This is a genomic window from Aporhodopirellula sallentina SM41, from assembly GCF_000346505.1.
Lineage (GTDB): Bacteria > Planctomycetota > Planctomycetia > Pirellulales > Pirellulaceae > Rhodopirellula > Rhodopirellula sallentina.
The window spans coordinates 1-22234 of sequence record NZ_ANOH01000117.1; the positions used below are offsets into that span (position 1 = coordinate 1).

The 22234-nt window shown below is 51.5% G+C and carries 14 protein-coding genes; all 14 read right to left on the reverse strand.

Features of this window, described 5'->3' with window-relative positions; all coding sequences use genetic code 11:
- The coding region (locus RSSM_RS07215; protein ID WP_008676114.1) for a UDP-N-acetyl glucosamine 2-epimerase at positions 1 to 837 on the reverse strand (837 nt) is incomplete at its 3' end.
- A 347-nt stretch (positions 838 to 1184) separates the two neighbouring features.
- Positions 1185 to 5552, reverse strand: a complete 4368-nt coding sequence (locus tag RSSM_RS34245) for a calcium-binding protein (RefSeq protein ID WP_052336009.1) — start codon at positions 5550 to 5552, stop codon at positions 1185 to 1187.
- A gap of 167 nt (positions 5553 to 5719) precedes the next feature.
- A complete protein-coding gene (locus RSSM_RS07225) occupies positions 5720 to 6940 on the reverse strand; it encodes a glycosyltransferase (RefSeq protein WP_008676119.1) in 1221 nt (406 codons plus the stop codon).
- 43 nt (positions 6941 to 6983) lie between these two features.
- Positions 6984 to 7799 carry a methyltransferase domain-containing protein gene (locus tag RSSM_RS32350; protein WP_081613716.1) on the reverse strand — a complete coding sequence of 272 codons (816 nt, stop codon included), beginning with the start codon at positions 7797 to 7799 and terminating at the stop codon, positions 6984 to 6986.
- Between the two features lie 28 nt (positions 7800 to 7827).
- Positions 7828 to 9732, reverse strand: a complete 1905-nt coding sequence (asnB, locus tag RSSM_RS07230) for an asparagine synthase (glutamine-hydrolyzing) (protein WP_008676121.1) — start codon at positions 9730 to 9732, stop codon at positions 7828 to 7830.
- Positions 9733 to 9742: 10 nt separating this feature from the next.
- The gene (locus RSSM_RS35325; RefSeq protein ID WP_008676123.1) at positions 9743 to 10258 is read right to left on the reverse strand and encodes an acyltransferase; all 516 of its coding nucleotides are present in this window, start codon (positions 10256 to 10258) and stop codon (positions 9743 to 9745) included.
- Between the two features lie 139 nt (positions 10259 to 10397).
- Positions 10398 to 11618: a glycosyltransferase family 4 protein gene (locus RSSM_RS07240; RefSeq protein ID WP_008676127.1), complete on the reverse strand. Its 1221-nt coding sequence runs from the start codon at positions 11616 to 11618 to the stop codon at positions 10398 to 10400.
- On the reverse strand, positions 11618 to 12772 hold the full coding sequence (locus RSSM_RS07245) for a glycosyltransferase (protein WP_008676129.1): 1155 nt from the start codon (positions 12770 to 12772) through the stop codon (positions 11618 to 11620). The genes RSSM_RS07240 and RSSM_RS07245 overlap by 1 nt, the downstream gene beginning before the upstream one ends.
- A 19-nt stretch (positions 12773 to 12791) precedes the next feature.
- On the reverse strand, positions 12792 to 14204 hold the full coding sequence (locus RSSM_RS07250) for an MBOAT family O-acyltransferase (protein WP_008676130.1): 1413 nt from the start codon (positions 14202 to 14204) through the stop codon (positions 12792 to 12794).
- Positions 14201 to 14905: a hypothetical protein gene (locus tag RSSM_RS07255; RefSeq protein ID WP_008676132.1), complete on the reverse strand. Its 705-nt coding sequence runs from the start codon at positions 14903 to 14905 to the stop codon at positions 14201 to 14203. Before RSSM_RS07255 ends, RSSM_RS07250 begins: the two co-directional genes overlap by 4 nt.
- Positions 14906 to 15412: 507 nt before the next feature.
- Positions 15413 to 16369 carry a glycosyltransferase gene (locus RSSM_RS07260; RefSeq protein ID WP_008676134.1) on the reverse strand — a complete coding sequence of 319 codons (957 nt, stop codon included), beginning with the start codon at positions 16367 to 16369 and terminating at the stop codon, positions 15413 to 15415.
- The gene (locus RSSM_RS31550) at positions 16366 to 18687 is read right to left on the reverse strand and encodes a glycosyltransferase (protein WP_160168102.1); all 2322 of its coding nucleotides are present in this window, start codon (positions 18685 to 18687) and stop codon (positions 16366 to 16368) included. The genes RSSM_RS07260 and RSSM_RS31550 overlap by 4 nt, the downstream gene beginning before the upstream one ends.
- Before the next feature lie 131 nt (positions 18688 to 18818).
- A complete protein-coding gene (locus tag RSSM_RS07270) occupies positions 18819 to 20384 on the reverse strand; it encodes a polysaccharide lyase (protein WP_160168103.1) in 1566 nt (521 codons plus the stop codon).
- A 77-nt stretch (positions 20385 to 20461) separates the two neighbouring features.
- The gene (locus RSSM_RS07275) at positions 20462 to 21820 is read right to left on the reverse strand and encodes a lipopolysaccharide biosynthesis protein (RefSeq protein WP_008676139.1); all 1359 of its coding nucleotides are present in this window, start codon (positions 21818 to 21820) and stop codon (positions 20462 to 20464) included.
- Between the last annotated feature and the right edge of the window lie 414 nt (positions 21821 to 22234).

Below are 22234 nucleotides of genomic sequence, written 5' to 3' on the forward strand. Positions count from 1 at the left end.
CTCTAGCAATATCTTTACAATCCGTTCCGATGCCTTGCCGTCCCAAAGTTCAGGACAAACGCCCGCCTTGTACTTTCCTCTGATCACCATTTCGAATTGCTCGCGAAGCTGCGGTGCAGAGCTTCCGATCAGCGTTCCACTCCCCTCCGAACACGTGATCGGCCGTTCCGTGTTCGCTCGCATCGTCAGGCAGGGAACGCCTAATGCCGTTGACTCTTCTTGCAAACCTCCGGAATCCGTCACAATGACTTTCGCCTGAGACGTCAAGCACAAGAAATCGAGATACCCCTGTGGCTCAAGCAATCGAATTCCCGCGGATTGCTCGACGAGTGATTGCAATCCGAAGGTTTCGATGCGGGCCCGCGTCCGCGGGTGCACCGGAAACACCAACGGGAGTCGCTGAGAAACATCCTGTAGCACTTCTAGCAAGGCAGTCAGTGTTTCGCGATCGTCCACATTGGATGGATGATGAAGTGTCACCACGCCGTAGCAACCAGGCTCCAGGCCAAGCTTGGTTGGCGTACCGGCCGCTTTCGCCCGTTCGACCTGCGTCAGCAAGGTATCGATCATAACGTTGCCAACTATATGGATGGTCGCAGGATCGTGCCCCTCACGAATCAGGTTCTCGACCCCGGCCGGTTCCGAACACAACAGCATGTCGAAAAATGAATCGGTTAGCGTCCGATTGATTTCTGCAGGCATCTCCCGATCAAAGCTGCGCAAGCCCGTTTCGGCGTGAGCCACCGGCACGAGTACCTTTGCCGCCGCCATGGTCGAATTAACGTCCCCCAACACGATCATTCGGTCGAACGACTGGCATTCATCGGCAGCTCCCATGAACAATTCTCGATCGCCACCAACGCGTCAGCGGTCTGTTGGGCGTGCGCCCCGGAGCTCACGCCCAGCACAATTGAAAAGATTCACTAGGAAAACTTCGAGACGCCTATGGCACTCCAACAATCCAACAAGAGTTGGTTCGGCGTCCCATTTCAAATCAACTTTCATTAAGTCCATCCTGATCGTCAGTTTGAACAGTTTACCTCCCACGTTAGCATCGATCCACTGGCATGTATTTGTGGGTAATTCCATGCGATGGACGCCAACTTGTTGCATGACTGTGCACGAAGTGGGTAAGTTTGAGAATGGATACTGCCTAAGGCAGCTGCATCAATAATTAGACGTCGCTAGTGAAACGAGACTGTAGCATCGCCAACGATCGTCAAAATCGAATCGCCAGCTCGATAGACCCTAGTCCTCTGACCATTCTGATTTGTCTCTTGAGCATTTATTGCTTCGGCATGGATAACGATATTGTCGCTAGGATCAGTGAATACTAGCAGCTCACTGCTATCACTGACTTGTCCTATCGATGAAATGTCGAGAGCCAAAGCGTCCACGACCTCAACGTCGAAATTGGGTTGATTCCGAAGATCGATGGTCTCGATGCCCTCGATTTTTCCATCACGCAAGTCTATCTCCGCGCTGCGCCAGCTTTGCAGAGCCAGCACGTCAGCACCCGTCCCTCCCAGGACGCGATCGTCTGCCTGGTAGTACAGGATATCATTGCCCGCTCCACCGGAAAGCAGGTCGCTTCCGAGTCCACCTCGTAAAACGTCATCGCCCTCCCCTCCAAAGAGACGATCGTCACCTCGGTTGCCGAAGAGGTAGTCATCCCCATCGCCGCCGTAAATCTCATCGGCACCGTCACCACCGTAGAGCAAGTCAACTCCCAAGTTTCCGTTGATAACGTCGTCGCCACCCCGCCCATGCAATAGCTGGCTGGAGTCGTTTCCATCGAGCGTTTCGCCGGCTTCGGTTCCCATCGTCATCGAATCACGTGAGAGCGGCGTCCCGTCCGACAGCACTGGAAGTATGGATGTGCGGGGGAATTCCGAGAACTCTGCGCCGTGTCGCCCTTCATAACTCTCCGAACTGAGGAAGCCAAAAGCCTCAAAAGCATCGTGATTATCAGCGTGCTGCATCATGGCGCCGATTCCAATCATGGATTTGAATCCATAGGCGCGAGGACTTACCGAGAACTCACTTAACCCCGTCCCACGATCATCGATGGCGTCTTGAACCTCGGACCACGTTAAGAATGTGCGTCCTTCTTCATCGGAACGAGGTCCACGTGCGGCCTCGGCGTCAAACGCTTCCGTTCGCGGCATGTGGTAGATACCGCCGTTTTGAGGATCGAAACCAATATCTTCAGAAATGTAACGCCCTGCAATAGCATTGGCTTGCCACTGGAGAACGTCGGCAGCTCCGTCAAAACCACGATTCGCTAATGAACCGAATGCTGCTGCTACGTAGTCATCCATCCATAAGGAAGTATTGCCGTAGCGATCTCTAGAACCCTGTTCATTCCACGGAGTTCCAAGCAAGCCCTCAAGCATCCCACTTGGTTGATTCTGATCCCCTCCCTCTCGATCGATAAACGTCGTGCGAACCCAATCAATGTTGTTCGTGATGATATCGCCAAATAGTTCTTTGTTGATGTGGTCATCCGGTAATGCAAAGGCGGCATCGCCTAACGTTCGCATCGTCCAACCAAACCCTCGAACTTGCTGGTGATAGACCAAGTCATTTGTGCTGCTTTTGAGGCGGCCCGGAGTCCAAACACTGGCCATCGACCAATTTGCCTGGGCGGTTAACTCGTCCGCGAAATATCGCTCTCCAGTCATCAAGTAAGGCAGGTATGATAGCGAAGGCTGGTGCGCAAGGTCGGGAAGCGTGTCGCTGCCGTAATCAAACGCGTCGCTGACCATCGCGTCATCACCGTAGTATCGGCTTACACCGCGATGATCAAGCCATAGCAATGGGTGGTCATCAATCGAAAGATACTCCCCATCGTCACCGACAAAATGCCACGGGACCCCCCCCGAGACACGGCCATTGCCCAGCATGACAGCAAGGTCACGATAATCTTGAGTGAGCACATACCTGACCGCCCAGTCCGGCAGAACGCCAATATCCGGCCGTTCGCCAGTACCCGGCATCGCGTTGTCGACGGTGCCGCGTCCGAGTGGACCAAACGGCAGCGTACCGTCAACTAGTCCTTGGTAAGCGGCCGTTCCGATCTGGACAGGCAACGACATGTCATATGCGGGGACCGCGCCAGTAGCGATTAGATAACGCGGATCATGAACCCAATGCAGATCAGGTTGCTCGCCAATCCAAACCACCTCGCTCCAGTTGGAGTTGCGTTGGTGATGGATGGACGAGTGATCCAGAAGTACCTCACCGTTCTGGGTAAGTTTAAAATCATAGGTCATGTTTCGGTTGCCCAACTCAAATGTGGGATGCTCATTCAGCACAGTTACGGCAACCCGAGTTGTCTTATCAGCGTAGTACCGAACGTCGAACCGAGCTTTCAACCCCTTGATTATTTCTGTTTCGACACGAAGTTCACTGACATAAGGCCCCGAAAGCCAGTACTTGATATCGCCCGACTGAATCTGATCAGCAACTAAATCTTGAACATTCACATGGTACTCAGTCGACTTCGTTCCACCGCCTAAATTGATTCCGTTGGGAATGTCCGCCCCTATGGGCAGTCCAGTCAGCTTCACTTGTTCGATTTGGTCAGCACCTTGGGCATCAGCGACTAAATCGGCTAGGTGAAGGAATGCCTTCCCGTCTGAGACCGAAACGGTTGCAATGATCGTCTCGCTTCGAACCGTATTCCTATCAACGCGGAAAATCGCCTCAAGATGTAGTGGGAAGTTGCTTAGCTCCGTCTGAGGAAAACGCACTTCAAGTGGCAGGCGAGTGTTGTAACGCGTGAAAACATGCCTTTCCCGACGGTCCGAGTCGCTCAAGTCGTAGCCTGCATCAAACACCAGCCATTGACCATCACCTTGGTCAAATTCGAGTTCTACGTTCAGATCAAAATCGGTATCCAGAAGGTTACCAACTTCTAAACGGTCAATCGCCGTGGCGTCGATGTTTCGCACCAATATTGCATCAACACCTTCTCCACTGACGCCGACTGGTGTTGGGATCGTGAGCACCGCGTGACGAATGGATTGATCCGGATGGGTTGCCTTCGCATCGATCTGAACTGGATGCTCTTTACCGTTGATTAATGCGGTCAGTTGATCCTCCTGGAAAAGATCGCCAATGCGAAAAACTTGTCCGATGGTGATATACTGGGCCGAAGACTCTTGGTCCGAAACAGGCTTCAATTTTGCCGCGACAATCGCATTCGGAACGGACGAGATATCAGCCAAACTTGCGACGACGTCGTTTCCAGTTCGGGTTTCGATATTTGCATTTGTAGTAGCACCACCGGCGGTACTCGTTGGCTTCGTGCCATCGGTAAACTCACCGGTGGCTACTTCGTACGAACCATCAGCGAATTGCAGCCACTCCACATTCTGAATGACGTTGACATAGTCAGCTGACGAAATTTGCGAGACGGTTGTAATCACGCCATCAATCGAAAGCGTCATTTCAGCAAAATTTTGACTAAATGCAACGCGATCGTTGCCTGCACCACCATCGATTTGGTTGTGACCAATGCGAGGAATCATGACATCGTCCCCCTCACCACCATGGAGTAAATCGTTACCGAAGTCACCGATCAGTTTGTCGTTACCGGGGCCGCCAAACAGTCGGTCGTCACCTGGCCCACCATCTATACTGTCATCACCCGCGTCGCCATGCAGTTCGTCATCCCCCTTGTATCCTATGATCTTATCGTCACCTGCACCCCCATATGCGAAATCGTTTGAGCCTGCGAAACTAAGTCGGTCGTTTCCGTCGCCACCATAGACTTCACCAAAACCCGTCGTGACCGTGATCGTATCGTTACCGCCTAAACCACGGACTAAGTTTCGTCCTGGTAGTTCGCTACTCAATACATCGTCCCCGTCGGTGCCGACCAATTCTTCTTGCAATTCAGTCTTGGAATCCTTGAACTGAACGAATTCAACCGCCTTTAATGTACCAATTCGTTTAGATGTCTTCCCATCCAGCAACGTCCAGCTTCCTGCATCGAACGTCAAAACATAACGGTCTTCAGCATATAAGAGGTGAACGGTATCAATTCCCGGCCCGCCGTCGACCTCCACCGTTCCCAAGTGATGATATAGTTGATCATCGCCAGCGCCGCCAATTAGCACGTCATTGCCGTAACCGCTGTAGATGTCATCGTTCCCATCGCCGCCGTCAAGGATATCGTCACCAGAATTACCTTCGAGCCGATCGTTTCCCGGCCCGCCGGACAACCGATCGTCGCCAGAGAGGCCTACAAGCCTATCATTGCCATTGCCCCCAAATAGAACATCGCTCCCTTGAGGCCCCCCGACGACAAGATCGTCCCCGTCGCCAGCACAAACTAAACCGCGACCGTCACGAACATAAATTCGATCATTGCCGCCTAGACCATGCACCTCATTTTCAGCCGGTCCGTATACTTGAATTACGTCCGCTAGCTCTCTGCCAACCGTTCCGCCCAAAAGAGCGTCTCCGCACGAAAAGGTTGTCAACAGCGTCCGATTTTCCAACGACTGGATCAGCAGACGACGACGCGCTTTTCGCGATTTCAATTTGAATATCTTGCTAGTTGTATGCAGGAAAGCCAAGTCAATCCTACGAAACCTTGTAAATGCCTGGTCGAGTAAGTGCCGGTAATCGTCAAAAACGGATACCATTGTCATGCCGCACGTGCAGAGAAGAAGAATCGAAACGAACTTCGAACCACGCATCGTCGCCTTCACGTTTTTTCTTGCCTGGTCGAGTCACGTAGAGTAGGCAAGATACCTAATTTGACGATAGTCCGAAATTGCGTCTGCAATTTTTCCCAGTTGAAGGCTTCCGCAAATTCACGTCCAGCAGCAGAAATCTTTCGTCGTTCCGATGAATTACGCAGCAAGCCGACCGCAGCATTGGCAAATGCGATTGGCTCATCCGCAATGCGAAGATGCACTTCGTCAATCGCCTCAATTCCCTCAATTCCCTTTTTCGTCGACACAATTGGACAACCGAGCGCCATCGCTTCGACTGCTTTCAGACGAGTCCCCCCCCCCATCCGGAGAGGAATCACTGCCAAATCCGCGTCAGCATACCAAGACGACACATCTTCTACACTTCCCACAACACGGACGTTTGACAGTTTGGCCAACCGCTGAACCGATGCAGTCGGGCTTCTACCGACAATGTCAAAGCTTGCTTCGGGTACCTTGGCTCGAATTCTTGGAAGAATCTCTCTGCAAAACCAAATTACTGCGTCGACGTTCGGCCTGTAGTCCATCGCACCGACAAATAGCAATCTACCAGTTGCTGCGAAACGATGCACTGCTACAGAATTTGGAGCATCTGTTCCGTTAGGAATAACTTCGATCCGGCCAGAGGAAGACAGTTTAGAGAAAAGCTGTTTCTCCTGCACAGAGCAGGCCAGTGTCATCGATGAATGCGAGACAACCGCTGCCTCTGCGGCGGCTAATCGCTTGGCCTCCGCACGCCACAGAATCGCCGCCAAGCCGGTGGCGTCTTGGGCACGCTCGTTGGCCATTTCACTTAGGCAGTTGTGAGAATCGAAGACTGCTGGCAAACAGTCTAGTGGTTCTAAGTAGCAGGCTGTATCCAGGTGATTGAAATAGACCAATTCAAACTGCCCAGTCGAATATAGCTCCTTTGCCCTACGCAGCATGGCTGGTGAATAGTTTTTCGAGACAAAGATCGACCGACCGCAGAGTACACCGGACCACACTATCTGGAACCAGCTCCCCAATCTCGACGGAGGACGAATCATCTCGATTGCGGCTAAATCCGCTACACCGGTCTGCATTAAAGCGATGGGAAGGTCTGCTCGATGATGAGCGACCATGGTCACTTGGTAATCCGTAGCCAACGCTTCCAATAGACGAAAGGTCCGAATGTTGCCGCCATCGTCCAATGGCCATGGGAACCTTTCGGTCAAGAAAAGGACATTCAAACTATTGAATTTTTGAGGGAATGAAAATCAAGATTCGGCGGATTCAGTTTGCGGCTGACTCATTTCGCTTTTTGTAAACACCCAAAATATTAGACTCAGGATACCGAAAACGAAATTTTCGAAACAGCGCACCTGCTCCGATTTCGATCCTGGAAAGAAACTTGTAGCGATGGAAAAGCCCGCAGTCTGGCAGCATGAGAAAACCGACCTCATCAAACCCAGCAGTATTAAAGTGGCATCGAAGGTCATGTCGAGTATTGAGCCTGTAAGCTGTTGGAAAAACGTCCTCTTCAAGTCGATCCGGCGTTAGCAAACGTGTGAATATCCAGTGAAGCGAATCAGGAACAATCCGAGATACCAGAGTGTTAGGAGAGTATTTCCAAGGTGTAAGAAGAACCACATGCCCGCCTGGAATCAGTATTTTTGACAAAGTACTAAGTGCCTCATCTGGTTCCTCAATGTGTTCGGCGACCATTCGAAGTGTCGCCAGACTGTATCGTTCGTGATGCTCGGTCTTGTTGTCCAGGTCTTCAATCATGCATTGCAGACGTTCGTGGACTACATCATTTTCCTGAATGTTATCAGAAGGGTCGAGGCTAACCAATTTTTTGCACTGACTGGAGAGTTTGGTTTCCAATCCGGGGTTGTGGAAGACTGACTTACCCCCTCCTACATCCAGCCAAACGCATTCGCTAGTTACCAAGTTATCTATAAGTGTTTGGTACCACTCATCTGGCGTGAAGTAATTGTATAACCAACGTAAACGAGGGTGCCATCCTTGAACGTCAATCGGACCATAGCTATCTTCAAACATGCGACGAATTTGATTTTCCGTCACCTCGAATTCATTGCTATTCATTTGGGTCTAATCAGTGGGCAGTGTGAAATTACGTATTGATCTCTAAGGCCGATCTGGCCCAGCTTTCCAAGAACAACAGGCTCCAGATCCGACTTCCATGATTCCAATGTCCTGATTCATGCTCATCAAGCATCTTCTCGATAGCGTTTGAGTCCAGATATACTTGGCAGCGGGAATTTGCTGCCAATAGCAAGTCGCGTGCGCGGTCTCGGAGTCCGTTTCGAAACCACCGATCCAGTGGAACCGAGAATCCCATCTTGGGACGGTTCCGCAGTCGGTCGGTCAAGTGCTGGTCAAAACACTCCGTCAGAAACGGTTTGACTTGGCCTGGTTGATACAGCTGCGAAAACGGAATTTTGTAGGCGGCTTCCACAACATGGTGGTCCAAGAACGGGCTGCGACATTCCAGGGAACTGGCCATGCTGGTGATATCGACCTTGGCTAACAAATCACACGGCAAATACGATCCGACATCGGTTCGCATCGCTCCCAAGCCAGGTTGCAACTTCTTGGTTCCGGCCATCAATGTAGATATGAAACGCTCGGATACCTCGCCATCAATCAACGCTGCGAAGTCGTCCCGGTACAACCGCGATCGCATTGCGGGCGGCGATCCCGTCGCCCAGTTCAAGTAGCGGCGCTCCATCGGCAATCCAAACGTTTGCAGCCGTTGTCGCGTCCGCCGACCCCACGACCGTTCACTTTGACCAGGAATCAAGTTAACCCACGGCCCCGTCAACAATCGACGCACAAGTTTCGGCAGCCGATCAAAACTGGCTAAGCCGTCCGCCGTGGGGTACCGATCGTAACCGCAAAACAATTCGTCGCCTCCATCACCCGTCATGGCAACCGTGACGTGTCGACGAGTCAGCTCTGACAAGTAGAAGGTTGGAACCGCACTGCTGTCGGAAAACGGTTCGTCAAAGTGACGCACCAAGGTGTCGAGGACATCTAAGGAATGCGGCTCAACCATCATGCATTGATGCTTGGTTTGCAGATGCTCGGCGGCTTCGCGCGCGAACTCGGATTCGTCATACCGTGGGTCGGGAAATCCGATCGAGTAGGTCTGGACCTGGGATTCGGATTGTTGCTGCATGCAGCCAGTGATGATCGTCGAATCAATGCCTCCGGAAAGAAACGCGCCCAGAGGGACATCGCTGCGTAACCGCAGACGAACTGCCTCGTTCAGGCTTTGTCGGACTTCTTCGATCAGCGTTTCTCGCGGTGCAGAGGAATCTGGTGATTGTTCGGGGCTCCAGTACCTGCGAACCTGCCACTGCCCAGCTTGCCACGTCGCTACGTGAGCGGGCGGCAGTTTTTCGACGTCCCGGTAGATCGTGCCCGGGTGCGGAATGTAGCCGTATAAAAAGTACTCATCGATCGCTTGCGGTCTGATGTCCTCCGCGACGTCGCCCGATGCCATCACCGCCTTGATCTCGCTGCCGAAGATGACTCGATCATCCGAGCGATGATAGACCAGCGGCTTTTGACCCATGCGATCCCGTGCGAGCAGCAACCGACGCTTCCGGTCGTCCCAAATGGCGAAGGCGAACATGCCACGCAGATAGTTCACACAACCGTCACCGAATTCTTCGTACAGGTGCACGATGGTTTCGGTATCAGATTGAGTTTTGAATTGATGCCCGCGAGCGATCAGATTTTCACGCAACTCGCGATAGTTATAGATCTCACCATTGAAGGTAATCCAGACACTTTCATCCTCATTGGTCATCGGCTGCCGGCCGGTGCCCAAATCGATGATCGATAACCGGCGATGGCCAATGGCGATACCGCTGCCGTCATCATGACGAATGAAGTGAACACCGCGGCCGTCCGGGCCGCGATGAACTAGCTGATCTGTCATTCGATCAAACTGGACCATCGAAGGTGACTTGGCCGCCGGTGTCCACACATACCCGCTGATTCCACACATGCCTTGCCCCCTAGCCTTTCGCCACGTGTGAGTCTTGCAAGGCTAGCGTCCACCCTTTTCGGTAGCGAATGACGTTGGCGGGCGAACCGACCGCGACAGCACCGTCGGGAACCGCCCGAGTCACCACAGCCCCGGCCCCGACGATCGCGTCACGACCCACGTCGGCCATTACAATCGCTCCGGCCCCGATCCAGGCTCCATCACCAATACGAACTTGCGAATACGTTTGTCCCTGTTCGTGCATAGACCGGTCGGAATCATCAGAATCATGTTCCCGACCGCCACTGAGGATTTGAACCCCATCGGCCAACATGACCTCCTCACCAATATCAGCGAAACCAATCGAGCAAAAACGGCCAATGAAGGCTTTTTCGCCGACCACCGCTTCCGCCATTGAAAACACCGAGCTCCAGCCGATATAGACGTCGCGACCGCACTTAGACAAGGTAAACCGGTAAAACGCCTGACGCGAAAAGACACCGCGTTTTCCTGGGATTTTCGCGATCGATTCGGATGCTGGAGTCATTGCCCGAGAACCGGTTAGACTCCTCATGAAAAAGTACATTGCCAGCCGCGGAGCAACATACACCAAAAAACAGCACTGGATACTGCGTTTGATCCATCGAGATGCTTGTTTTGGTGACGACCGAACAACATGCGTTTTGTCACTCATTCGGTAGCCACGCTTCCAAGCAACGGTCATAGACGTTGGCAACATCTGACATCCGACGGCGAAAGCAATAGTCATTTTGGATGCGAAGACGAGCTTTCGCGACCATTGAACATCGCATCGCCTCGTCATCAACCATTGACTGAATCGCATCTGCCAATTGCTCAGGGCAATTTGGCTTTACCAACAAGCCGCTTTCAAGGTTCTCCACAAGCCTAGGAATCCCACCGACGTTGGTCGAGACAATCGGGACCTCGAGCGCCATCGCTTCCAGCAAAACATTCGGCAAACCCTCGGTAACGCTGCTGAGCACGAACAAGTCAGCGGCCTGCAAAAAGGACCTCGAGTCTTCGATATTTCCCAGAAAGAGAAATCGGTCTTGCAGGCTCGCCGCACGTACAAGGTCCTTCAGTTCCGTTTCCAACGGTCCTACGCCTCCGACCCACACGCGGACATTAACGTGCCTTTCGGCCAGTGTTGATACGGCCGCAATTAGATCGTGATAGGCCTTTTCTTTTGCCATTCTACCAAGTGAAACGACAAGAAACTCACCCGGTCCTGGCTCTAATACATCGAGTGCTTCAGCTACCTTGCCTCTAGCTTCCCGGACAGACAAGGAACGTGAATAGTATTCAACGTCGATGGCGTTCTCGATGTGGTGTACTTTTTTGCTGCCCAATGCCCAACGACATGCATCTACGTAAAGTTCTCGCGACACGGCAATCGTGGCATCGTAAAACGGCAGGCAAATCCGACCTGCGGTTGCGTAAAGCCAGCTTTTCCACCCCGTAATACACCATCCGTGGGCTGTCGTCACAAGCTTCATTGGAAAGCGGCGCCGGACGAGTAGCCCCAGAACGTTCGTTTTGAAATCGTGTGCATGCCAAATCGCCACATTCCGTCGTCGGCACAATTCGACGAGTTCCCGCACAGAATCTTTTTTAATTCCGGTTCCGTCCACCATTAGGATAATCTCTGCCCCCGCAGAAATCGCACGCTTCTGAATGACTTGGATGCCAGTATCGTTCTCGGGATACAAATACAAACACGCCGAATCATACCCAAGATCTCGTAGGTATCTCGGCGAATTAAGAATGGTCTTTTCGGGGCCGCCGCCAACACTGTTAACGATCCGAGTGTGCAATACAAAAGGATGTTTTTTTAAAGTCTTTTGTTGGTCTACAGGATCGATTACGGATTTTGAGTTAACTGACATTACGATCTTTTCAATTCGGAAGTCAGTGACCGATATAGCTGGTGGTAGGCGTCGTGCATCACCTGGTCGCTGAAGTGCTCAAAAGCCCTTGCCTTTGCATTCGAGCCGAGTCTTTCACGAAGGCCTTGTTCAGCACTTAGTCGACGGATCGAAGATGAGAATCCGTGGACGTCTCCAGATTCAATTAGGTAGCCATTTTCGCCATCCACGATTACTTCCGGAACTCCGCCAACGCGACTTGCAACGCATGGTAAACCGTTTGCCATGGCTTCGATTAGGGTTAGCGGGATCCCCTCGGAGATGCTGGTCAGCATCATCAAATCAGCGGCATTGATGATTTCTGCAACATCATATCGAGTCCCCAGCATGCAGACTTGATCCTCCAGGCCGTGCTGCTGAATTAATTCTTCAGTCGATGCTCGCAGTTCTCCATCGCCGACGATCACCAATTTGACATGGGGCACGTCTTTCAAATGCGTCCAAGCGAGAACGGCTGTTGCATGATCCTTCAGCGGATTAAGCCGTGCAACTTGGAACACGGCAACGTCATCCGGCTCCAGTTCCAATCCCTGCCGGCTCTGTTGACGAGCTTGCTCGCATCGAGCAAACCGTTCCAGATTGATTCCGTTGTAGACCACATCAATACGCGCCGCAGCGATTCCCTCCTTATCAATCAAGGCCTGCTTGACATTATTCCCTACTGCTACGCAGCGATCACGTCGCCGAAGCAGGACCTGGTTCGCGAGCACTCTTTTGGATTTGCGAACGTCGGGATAGTGTCGCCCGTGCTCGGTAAACAAAACCGGCGGCAGCGCTCGCCAGGCTTTCCACCAGGGGGAAAATCGACTCATCGCAGCATAAACAAACGGTGTGTATTGGTGTGCGTGAATCAAATCGACGTCGTGCTGCTGGCAAAAATGAGACAGCCGGCGCATCAATGATCGATCTAATCCGGGTTTTCGTTCGAAACACTCGACCGTGTATCCCGAATCGATTAGCTGTTCCCCCAAAGTACCGACTTCATCGAGACACGCAAACACTGTGTGAAACTCCGGAGCTGCAGCGATCGCGAAATCGCGTGCAAGCATCTCAGCCCCCCCCACCGACAGTGAGTGCACGAACTGGCAAATGGTCACTTTCGAATCGGTTTTCAACGCGTTTATTAGGTCACTCCTAAAATTGAAAATAAATGAACTGCGGGGTTCCCATTGTCGCCGCGATCAGCAGCAAAATTGTCGCTGCATAAAGGCAACCGAGCACCGGTGAGGGGCATCGAGATGCAGCCCAGTCTTGAAGCGATTGCAGTCGAATTTTGGATGAGAAATGAATACAGGACGCAATCGCGAGCACGGCAAGATAAATCCTCGAGGCTTGCATTTGCAATTGAGTATTGCCTTCGAAAAACAACCTTAAGTCTGACAATGATTCGATTCGGAACAGCAACCAGCCCAAAAGCACCAAATGAAAGCAGATGATCCACCGCTTGATCCAGTGGACAGGCGATGTTGGTGATTTCGTATCGGAATTCCCGCGATTCGCAAATGCGTGAGCAATGACCAGCAGCCCACCATGATAGCCCCCCCACAAAACAAAGTTCATGGCCGCACCATGCCAGAGTCCGCCGAGCAACATCGTCAACATCAAATTGACATAAGTGCGAAGCTTCCCACGACGATTTCCCCCCAGGGAAAAGTACAGGTAGTCGCGGAGCCATGTAGAGAGCGAAATGTGCCAACGCGACCAGAAATCGCGTATGTCTGTCGCCAGATACGGACGATTGAAATTCAGCGGCAACGTAAACCCAAGCAGTGCGGCTGACCCAATCGCGATGTCACTGTAGCCCGAAAAGTCGTAATAAATTTGAAAAGCATAGCCGTACAAGGCCAGCCATCGATCGATCAAGCTGAACTGTCTTGGATTCGCAAAAACATCATCAACCAACAACACAGCCAGCAGGTCAGCAAATACCACTTTCTTTATCAGCCCAATACAAATAAGCAGCACTCCGCCGTGGAAAATCGCCGGTGTGATCGTACGCGGTTGATGCAATTGGGGCAAAAACTCTACAGCTCGAACGATCGGGCCCGCCACCAACTGGGGGAAGAACGATACATAAACAGCAAAGTTGAGGAAGCTCTTTTCATGAGCGATGCGTCGACGGTAAATGTCGATACTGTAGCTCATCGTTTGGAAGGTGTAGAACGAAATTCCAACCGGCAAGAGAAACTGCGACCTTCCTAAATCCCACTTAGCACCTACCCAAGCTAAGGCGGATTCACTGGTTTCAGCAAAAAAATTGAAATACTTAAATGTACCCAGCACGCTCAAGTTGCAGACTAGGCTGGCCGTTAGCCAGGTTTTTCGTTTCCACTTAGCGTCCGCGGCGTCAAGCCATTTGCCGACAAAAAAATCCACAACGGTCGAACCCAGCAAGAGGCCAGCGTACCGCCAGTCCCAACTCATGTAAAACACGTAGCTTGCAGCCAGGAGCACGAACCGGCTCGTTGCCAGTTGTTTCCGGGACGACCAAAACGCAATGACGACCACCGCAAGAAAGATGGCGTAGCCGAGCGAATTGAAAATCATCGCTGTTTTGGCTCCCAATCCTCAACGACAACACCATCGAGCAACGATGGATGACCGACGATGGATTCAGCCAAAAACTCGCCAACCGCTTGATGCCCCAATTCAGAAAAGTGAACCGGATCGCGAAATAATTCTGTTTCCCCCCTCGCAAACTTAGCGACGTCAAGAACGACAAAAGTGTCCTTCTGGTCGCGTAACTGGTGATTCCACCGATCGAAACACTTGCTCCAAGCGACAGGGGCAAGGTCAGGAATTGTCTTCAGAAGGATCAGCCGATAGTCGTCAGGCAGCGTATTTAGTTCGCCAGCATGGCTAAAAGCGAACGTGCAAACGGCAAATTTGGCGTCGATGGCCTCTGCAGAGGACTCCAAACGATGCAGATCGCTGAAAAACTGGGACGCGTACGCGTCTGGAACGTCCGTGTCCAAGATCCGCGCCCCGTTCAAGCGAGCCGTGGCATTCGCCTTGATCAGTTCGTACAGCGAGCACTGTTCGATCCACTCTTGAATCGGACCGACAAGCGACGGCAGCCCGCGAGGCGACGTAATCGATTCTTTGATAACCCATTCGTTTTCAGCCGCGCGTAGTCCATTCTTCACCATGGCAGACAGATCATTGGAGGCTTGGTAAACCAGCACGATATCGGGCTTCCATTCCGCCCCCGTCGCCGCCAACTGATGATTGTTCGTACTCAGAGTCATTCCCGCACGGCTCGCATTTAAAACCTCAGCTCGTACACCCCGCGCCCGTAGCTCTCTTTCCAAAACAGCAGGGAAGATTCTGTCCAATGGTGTTCGCCGGTCCTCCGCATGCGAAGAGGAAGCGACCCAAACTCGTAGGGTGCCACTCTCTCTGCTAGTCGGGATCACAACACTTCGAAACGGGAATGCATCTGTGGGACCAGCTTGGCTATCACCTCTAAGTCCGTTCTGCCCCGAAACGCTCAATAGCGTGTCGGAATGCGAGCTTCCAAAAATGTGTGTCGCAAACCCGCGTTGAGCAGCACGATACTCAACAACCAATTCAGTGAAGACAAGGAAGAACAATGCCCATAGCAAAGGCCCGACCCATCTGGTGACAGACAAAGTGGCTGACGACGATTTCTCCATTAAACGTCTGTCAAACACAGTTTTTTGGAACCGAATCATCATTTATTTAAACACAACCGTTTTGCATCGCGATAGGCGTTCTGCTAGAAACCTAACCTATTAACGGAAAAACGAAAGCAAGGAAACGAGCATTGCAGTTGATCTCGCCGCAAAATAGGTGAGATAGATCAGGAAGTATTGTGGGGACCGAACTAAGTTTCCTTTGGCTAGGATCGCGCGAATGGTGTAGGCGACGGGCAATGCTATCGTGACTAGGACACTAAATCCAAAAAACGGAGTTACTTGACTGCGCCTAAAGCAGTCTACAAGAGCTATCACAATGCAAGAAACGCCCGCGAAGAAGTAAATTGGTGCGACCAGGCTTGGCACCTCTGCTAAGGTCCAGCGACCAGAGCGAATGCCGCTAAAGCTGTGCTTTCCGTGCCAAATCTCTTTCTTGAAAAACTCGAGTAAGTTCTCTGGTTCTCGGTGGTGATACACTTGAATTTTCGGGTCGGAAACCATCGGGCCTAGACTGGATATGCGAAATCCAAGATCAGCGTCCTCGCAGGTCTCCAACTCTTCATTGAATCCACCAACCTCTTCAAAAGCCGTACGTCGCACCCAAACATTAGCCGACGGTATCCAGCGAACTGCCATTCTCTTGGGGCGTTTCTTGCGTTTTAAAAAACTCCACCCTCGTTGCACCCAAGTCGTGCCATCTAACGGTACGCTTGGTGGACATCCGCCTCCTACAACTTCGTGATCCAAAAAGAGATCCATGCCGCTCTGCGTCCACCCCGGAGCCACAGTGCAGTCCGCATCCAAAAACGCCACGACATCACCGCCTGATGCAGTAACTCCAGCGTTCCGTTGTGCGGCGATAGTGGAACGGGCATGCTGCACTACACGAACACCTAGTGACCTGGCAATAGCGACGGTTTGGTCAGTTGAGCCTGCGTCAACCACTATGATCTCCACGTCGTAAGCCTCACTTGAGTCCTGCTTGACCGAGCGAATGCAATCGCCGATAAAACTCTCTTCATTTAAGCACGGAATAATGACGGACAATTTCAATGTTGCATCTCCGATGAAGCCTGCGGATCACCAAAACCGGAACGCGTCGCTGGATTCCAGCTTGAAGTCGTATGCCCCAACAATTCCATCAAGATCCCCCATCCCATACCAAGCATTACTACATGGCCGAAAGCCAATAGCCTTCCAAAGGCAAACTGTCGAATCCAATACTCAGGCAAAATCCATGGCATTACGTTGACGGCGACAAACAACACAGATCCACTCGCTAGCCAATACGGCGTAGATATAGAAATCGCAACTATTGCGAGCAATGCAGTGAGCAGTAGAAACGGAGTTGCCCAACGAGCTAGCTTGTGGAATACAAATGCAATAAACGGAAATCCCGTGTGTGGCATCGGGTGCGTTCCTCGCTGCAAGCATTGGACGACACCACGCCCCAATCGCTCCCTGCGACGAAATTCATCGCTCACACGGGTACAAGAATTTTCAAAGGCTCTAGCCATCGCGACAGTTTGAATCGTTCGCCCTTGATTTAGCGCCGCGGCAGAAATTGAAAAATCATCAAGGATACAGTCGAATGCTGGCGGAATAAATGACTCTCGACGGATCGCGTAGAGCCCACCATCCACACAGACAGCAGACTTCCACGCGGATTCCCAGGTCAGCACCTGAAATTCAAATGTCTGGTAGTCTCCTTCACATCGAAGTAGTTCATTTGGAGACTTAAGGCGGACATCCGCAACCGTACAAGCAACCAAAGGATCCTTCAGGCCGGCGACCAAATGTTTGGCAGCATCGGCATCTACATTGACGTTCGCGTCGGTCAGCAGTAGCACGGAACCTATGGAAGCATTAAAGCCAACCTTCAAGGCAGTAGCCTTTCCACCTCGGTTGGGCAGGCCAATAAACTTGATGCACTTGCCAAACTCCGACGCAATTTCAGCCGTTCTGTCTTCACTAGCGTCGTCGACAACAACCACCTCAATGCAGTCACTCGGATAGTTCAATTTGAGACTATTTTGAATTTTTTTCTCGATGCAAACCTCTTCATTCCGTGCTGGGATAATGACACTCAGCATCGGTAGCTTCGGATCGGTATTCGACTCAACCGCCTGTGAGCTTAATTGCCGCTCATTCAATTTCGCGTTTGCTTTAAGAACCAAAGGAAATGCAATGTGGGAACTTACCAAGCTAACGCAGCAAACAGCGAGAGTTGCCTGCGGGAACAACAAACTTGCCGCGATCGCGATCATCAGCAACAAAGGCAGCAACCACCGGAATGACCTACCTCGCGACGTCTTCTGCATTTGAACAGACTGCTCACGGTCAGGTTTCCACGTTGCGTGTTTTCGCCCCACACAGTAGTGGAGGATCCCGTGAGCCGCAGCTAGGTTTCCCAAACAGAAGTAGAATGGGATTGAGAAAAGCCGAAGTGCTCGCAACCGTTGAATTGCACCCAATGCGGCCAAGCTACAGAATGCTGTTTGTCCTCCGCATAAAGCAATGGCAATCCAACTATTTCCAGTCACGGCAGAAGCGCTGGCTAACAACCAAGCCACGAGTATCAAGAAGGCGGTAAACCAACGCAATACTTTATGACTGATCAGATGAAAGGCAAACAAGCCTGTTCGAAACGGGTTAGCAGCAGGCCATTCTCGAACAAATGCCCGGAAACTGCGATTAGCGATCCGGACTTTACGTCGATATTCGCCGCCAAAAGAGCCGGCAACTCGCTCCACACAGACAGCATCAGGTTCGTAGACCCCTCGGTAACCCAACTGAATAATTTGCAGAGGATTGATGAAATCATTGATATCGTCGTCACGTAGCGGTTTAAATAGTGACCGCCGTATTGCATAAATTGCACCATCTCCACCAACGACTGAGTCAACTCGGCTTTCCCATCGTTTCAGCAAAGTCTCATACTTCCAGTAAAACCCTTCCGACTCACTAACCTGGTCACCTTCGGACTCTAAGTACTTTTGCTGGCCGACCACGTAACCGACGGTGGGGTCACGAAAGTGCTTCACGAGATACTGAATGGCATCTGGTCGAAACATTGCATTGGCGTCGGTAAATACAACGAAATTGTGTTTGCACTCCGGGACAAACCGCGTCAAACCCGCTGATTTACCGCGACGCTCAGGCATTCTAGCCAGACGCACATCAGTCGCGTCGAACCCCTTGACAATTTCGTCGGTGCCGTCATCAGAGCAATCTGAAATGACGATACATTCAAGCCGCTCCTTCGGGAAATTGAGATCCGCTACGTTTTGAAGCTTGTCTAGGATCACCTCTGCTTCATTGTAGGCACTGATGACAATACTAACGCCTGGCGAAAGCTCGTCATTTGCCACGTCACTGAGATTTCGGTGTCTGTGATTAATTAGGCAACCGAGCCCCCAAAGCCACAACGGATAGCCAAGCCAAGGCCAAGCAGCGATAGCAAGAAGCACGATGCTAGTTCCCCAGAGATGCCAACCTGTCATCAATTCTTGCTCGGCTCTGCTGGGGGAAGTGCGATTGGGCCGATGTACTTTCTAGCAACGACTAAATTATCGAAAAATAAGTCTTGGTCGTACGGAGAAGGTTCAACACCTCCATGATAGACATTCATCCAAACGTTCTGAATTTTGAGCGTGTCTATCGTACGAAATCTTACGTCTGCCTTTCTAAAGGCAAGTCTTCCATCTATCCAACCTTCAATCAGTCCGTCGGACTTGCCAATCTCGTTCAGGCGAATGTGATGCTCAATGCAATACCACCGTTCGTTCTCGAGATAGCCACGATAGCCGCGACACCAGACCCAATTATCACCGTAATTGCCGACCATGTCTGCGTGGTAGCAATAGACGCCAATTGGTGTCAAACCGCGGAGCGGATTGTCTCCTGCAAGAGTTTTCAAAAATAGACCACGCGCTGACCACCCATTCGATCCAATTGCTTTGCGCCCCCCCCACCCTCCGCGTCCATAGGTGCCTGAGATTCCCGGAAGCTTTCCTCCCTGCAGAGTCTGATTCCAAGTTTTGCCAAGTCGAAGATAGTACCGGAAAAAGACTTCGCTTGGCTCCTGCCCACTGTGCTGCTCAAAACTGAATCGACGATCCATTACAGTGAAGCTTCCCTTCTTCATTTCGACGTGCAACGCTGTTTCTAGTAACGGAGGCACTCCGGTTCTGCCAGCCAACCGCAACGTAGATGAGTTTTCCCGCGAAGCATTGTGTGCCGGCCAATAATCCTCCCATGAAGATTCCTCAAATCCTGTCGCACAAAATACGTCTTCACTTTCCCCAATGCCTGCGTCGAGCGGAAAGTTAGTCGCAAGCCCCCATTCGACACTGTCACCGCGCCCACCAGCGTCCTGTGAACACTGAAAAACACCGACCGTACCACTTCCATATTGAGCGATGCAATTCAGGAAAAGTGCAGCAGTCTCAACCCTTGTTACCAGATCTTTTGGCAACTCGAACCGCACAAGAACTACATCCTGATCTGAGACCCGAAGTTTGACGTTTCGACCCAACGAGTGAGCAGTGGAAGGATTCAAGTAAGTGTCGGCGATTGCGGGCAGGACCAGATTGTCTCCACCATCCAACTCCAGCTTTAGAATCGGTCTGATTTCAGCGTCGGCTGATTCCCGTGACCCAAAGTCGAGTTTACAGCGGTCCCGAGTCCGTAACAGAAAACCTCTATTAGGAGTATCTGCATTCATCCATTGATGCACAAGTTTGGTAACATCCCACTCTATCAGCTGCAGCTTATCCGTGTCGCCAATGTTCGCCACGGCAATTGGCTTATCACCCTGCGGTACATCGTCCGCATCGACCCAGTCACCGAATCGGTTCTTCCAAGCAAGTCCCGCCTCGGAGTTATAGTACTCTCGGGTAGCGCCACCTCGGCCGTTACGATCGCCTTCCCACCAATCGAAGGGGCGTCGACCTATCTTTTCATCATCTGCGAATCGCTCACTTGAGAAAAGGTCCGATAATCGCTTAGATGCTTGTTGAGGCCCCTCGCGCTGAACTTCTGAAGCTTGCCCATTTCGTTCATACACGTGAAATGCTAACCAAAGCAGCGGTAACCCGCCAAACACAATCAATACTACTACAGATCGCCTAGACAACGTCATGGCTAACCCCTAGCTCCCGCAACTAAGTCTCGCACACGCTTGTATGCTGATTTCAGAATACCCCAAATGAGTTTTCGATCACTATCATTGAGCCAGAGTATTTCACGTAGCGAGCGTTTGTTAATACGCATGAAGAGCGCTAGCACGACCGTCGACATGCATAGGTACGATATGCTCGTCGCAAGTCCGGCCCCTACAACACCCAGCCTGGGGATCAACCAGCAGTTGGCCCCGACATTAATCAACAGTGCGATCGCTGACGCGATTGTGCCAATCCCCGGACGTCCACGAGCAGCTAAATCGACCGTTAACAGCTTGAAGACCGGAAAGAGACAGATTCCAGGAAGCAATGCAAGAAAGGGGTAATACGAGTCGCCAAATTCCTTTCCGTACAATAGGTGGATCGCAGGAGAGCCGACGAACACTCCTACCACTGACATTAGTGTCAGAATTAGTATTGAGAAACGAACAGTTCGGAGCGTTCTTTCACAACCGTCCATGGCGTCCGCAGTCGCGACCCGGGAGAAAAGTGGCGCCACTGCAGAGTTGGGGATCAGCCACATGAGCTCGGCCATCCCTACTGCAAGCGAGTAGATTCCGACTGAAAAGTCCCCATCGAAATGCTTTAACAACGCTAAATCCACTCTGTAATTCAAGAAGTTAATCACAAGCAGGGCGTGGGACTTCAGACCGTAAGTCAAGTTCTGTGCAATGAAATCGCCGCTCCAAAACGGGTCAAAATGAACGTCTTCTCGCGTCAACCAGCCGATCGTTACTATCTGCACCACCGTTGATGCCAGTAAGCCAACCAGGAGGCCCGCTAGTCCAAGGTCAAAGTACCAGACTGCGATGACGACAAGTGAAAAATTTACTAACGCCTTGATTAGTGACGCAGCATTCACCTCATTGATTTTCCCCTGGCCAATGAGGATTCTCGTACCGTAGTTTATCAAAATATAGTTCAAGGCCAGTAATGCACCAATCACCAAAAAGTTGATAGGCAATCCTGACCAAATCGAGCGATGCAAATTCCATGAAAGGGTAAAAGCACTCACTCCGATCAGCCAAAGAATAACTCCGGAGACAATGGCGGCCGAAACAATTTGGGAGTTTCTGTACTTGTCTTTCGCGATGGCAAATGAAAAGGAGGCACCCAGGCCAAGACTGAAAAACATAAATCCGCAGTGAGCCAGAAGGTCAATGAGAGCTGCCTTGCCCTTGAGTTCCGGACCTAAAATCCGTGCTACCATTGCACCGCCGACAACGCTGATCGCTATCAGCACGATTTGTGTGGCGAGCGTGGATGCCGATTCAAGAAAAAAGCTATCTCGTTTTCCCGCGAGTTTGCTACGAGACGTCACTATTCCCGTCCGCCCTTTTCGTCTGTTCTCGCCGGGCTCCCAATGACACCGTCGTCGGCCTCGACGTCGCTAAGGACAACTGAGTTTGCGCCGAGAACCACTCGGTCACCGATATGAATCGCCCCGAATACTTTTGCCCCCGTAAACACTGTGACTTGGCTTCCAACTACTGGGTAACGGGCTTTTGATTGCGATGAATCTCTTCGAACGGCACCAATTGTAATTCCATTGTAAAGGGTGGCCATTTCTCCTAACGCGACCCCTTCTCCCACCACTATATTTTGAGTGTGAGCTAGCATAAGACCGGAGCCAATCGACGCACCTAAGCTGCATTCGAAACCGGTTAGAACCTCATTCATACGTTTTAGAATGGCGGCGAGCCTTCAAACTAGTTTTTTTGTCGCCAGATACTGC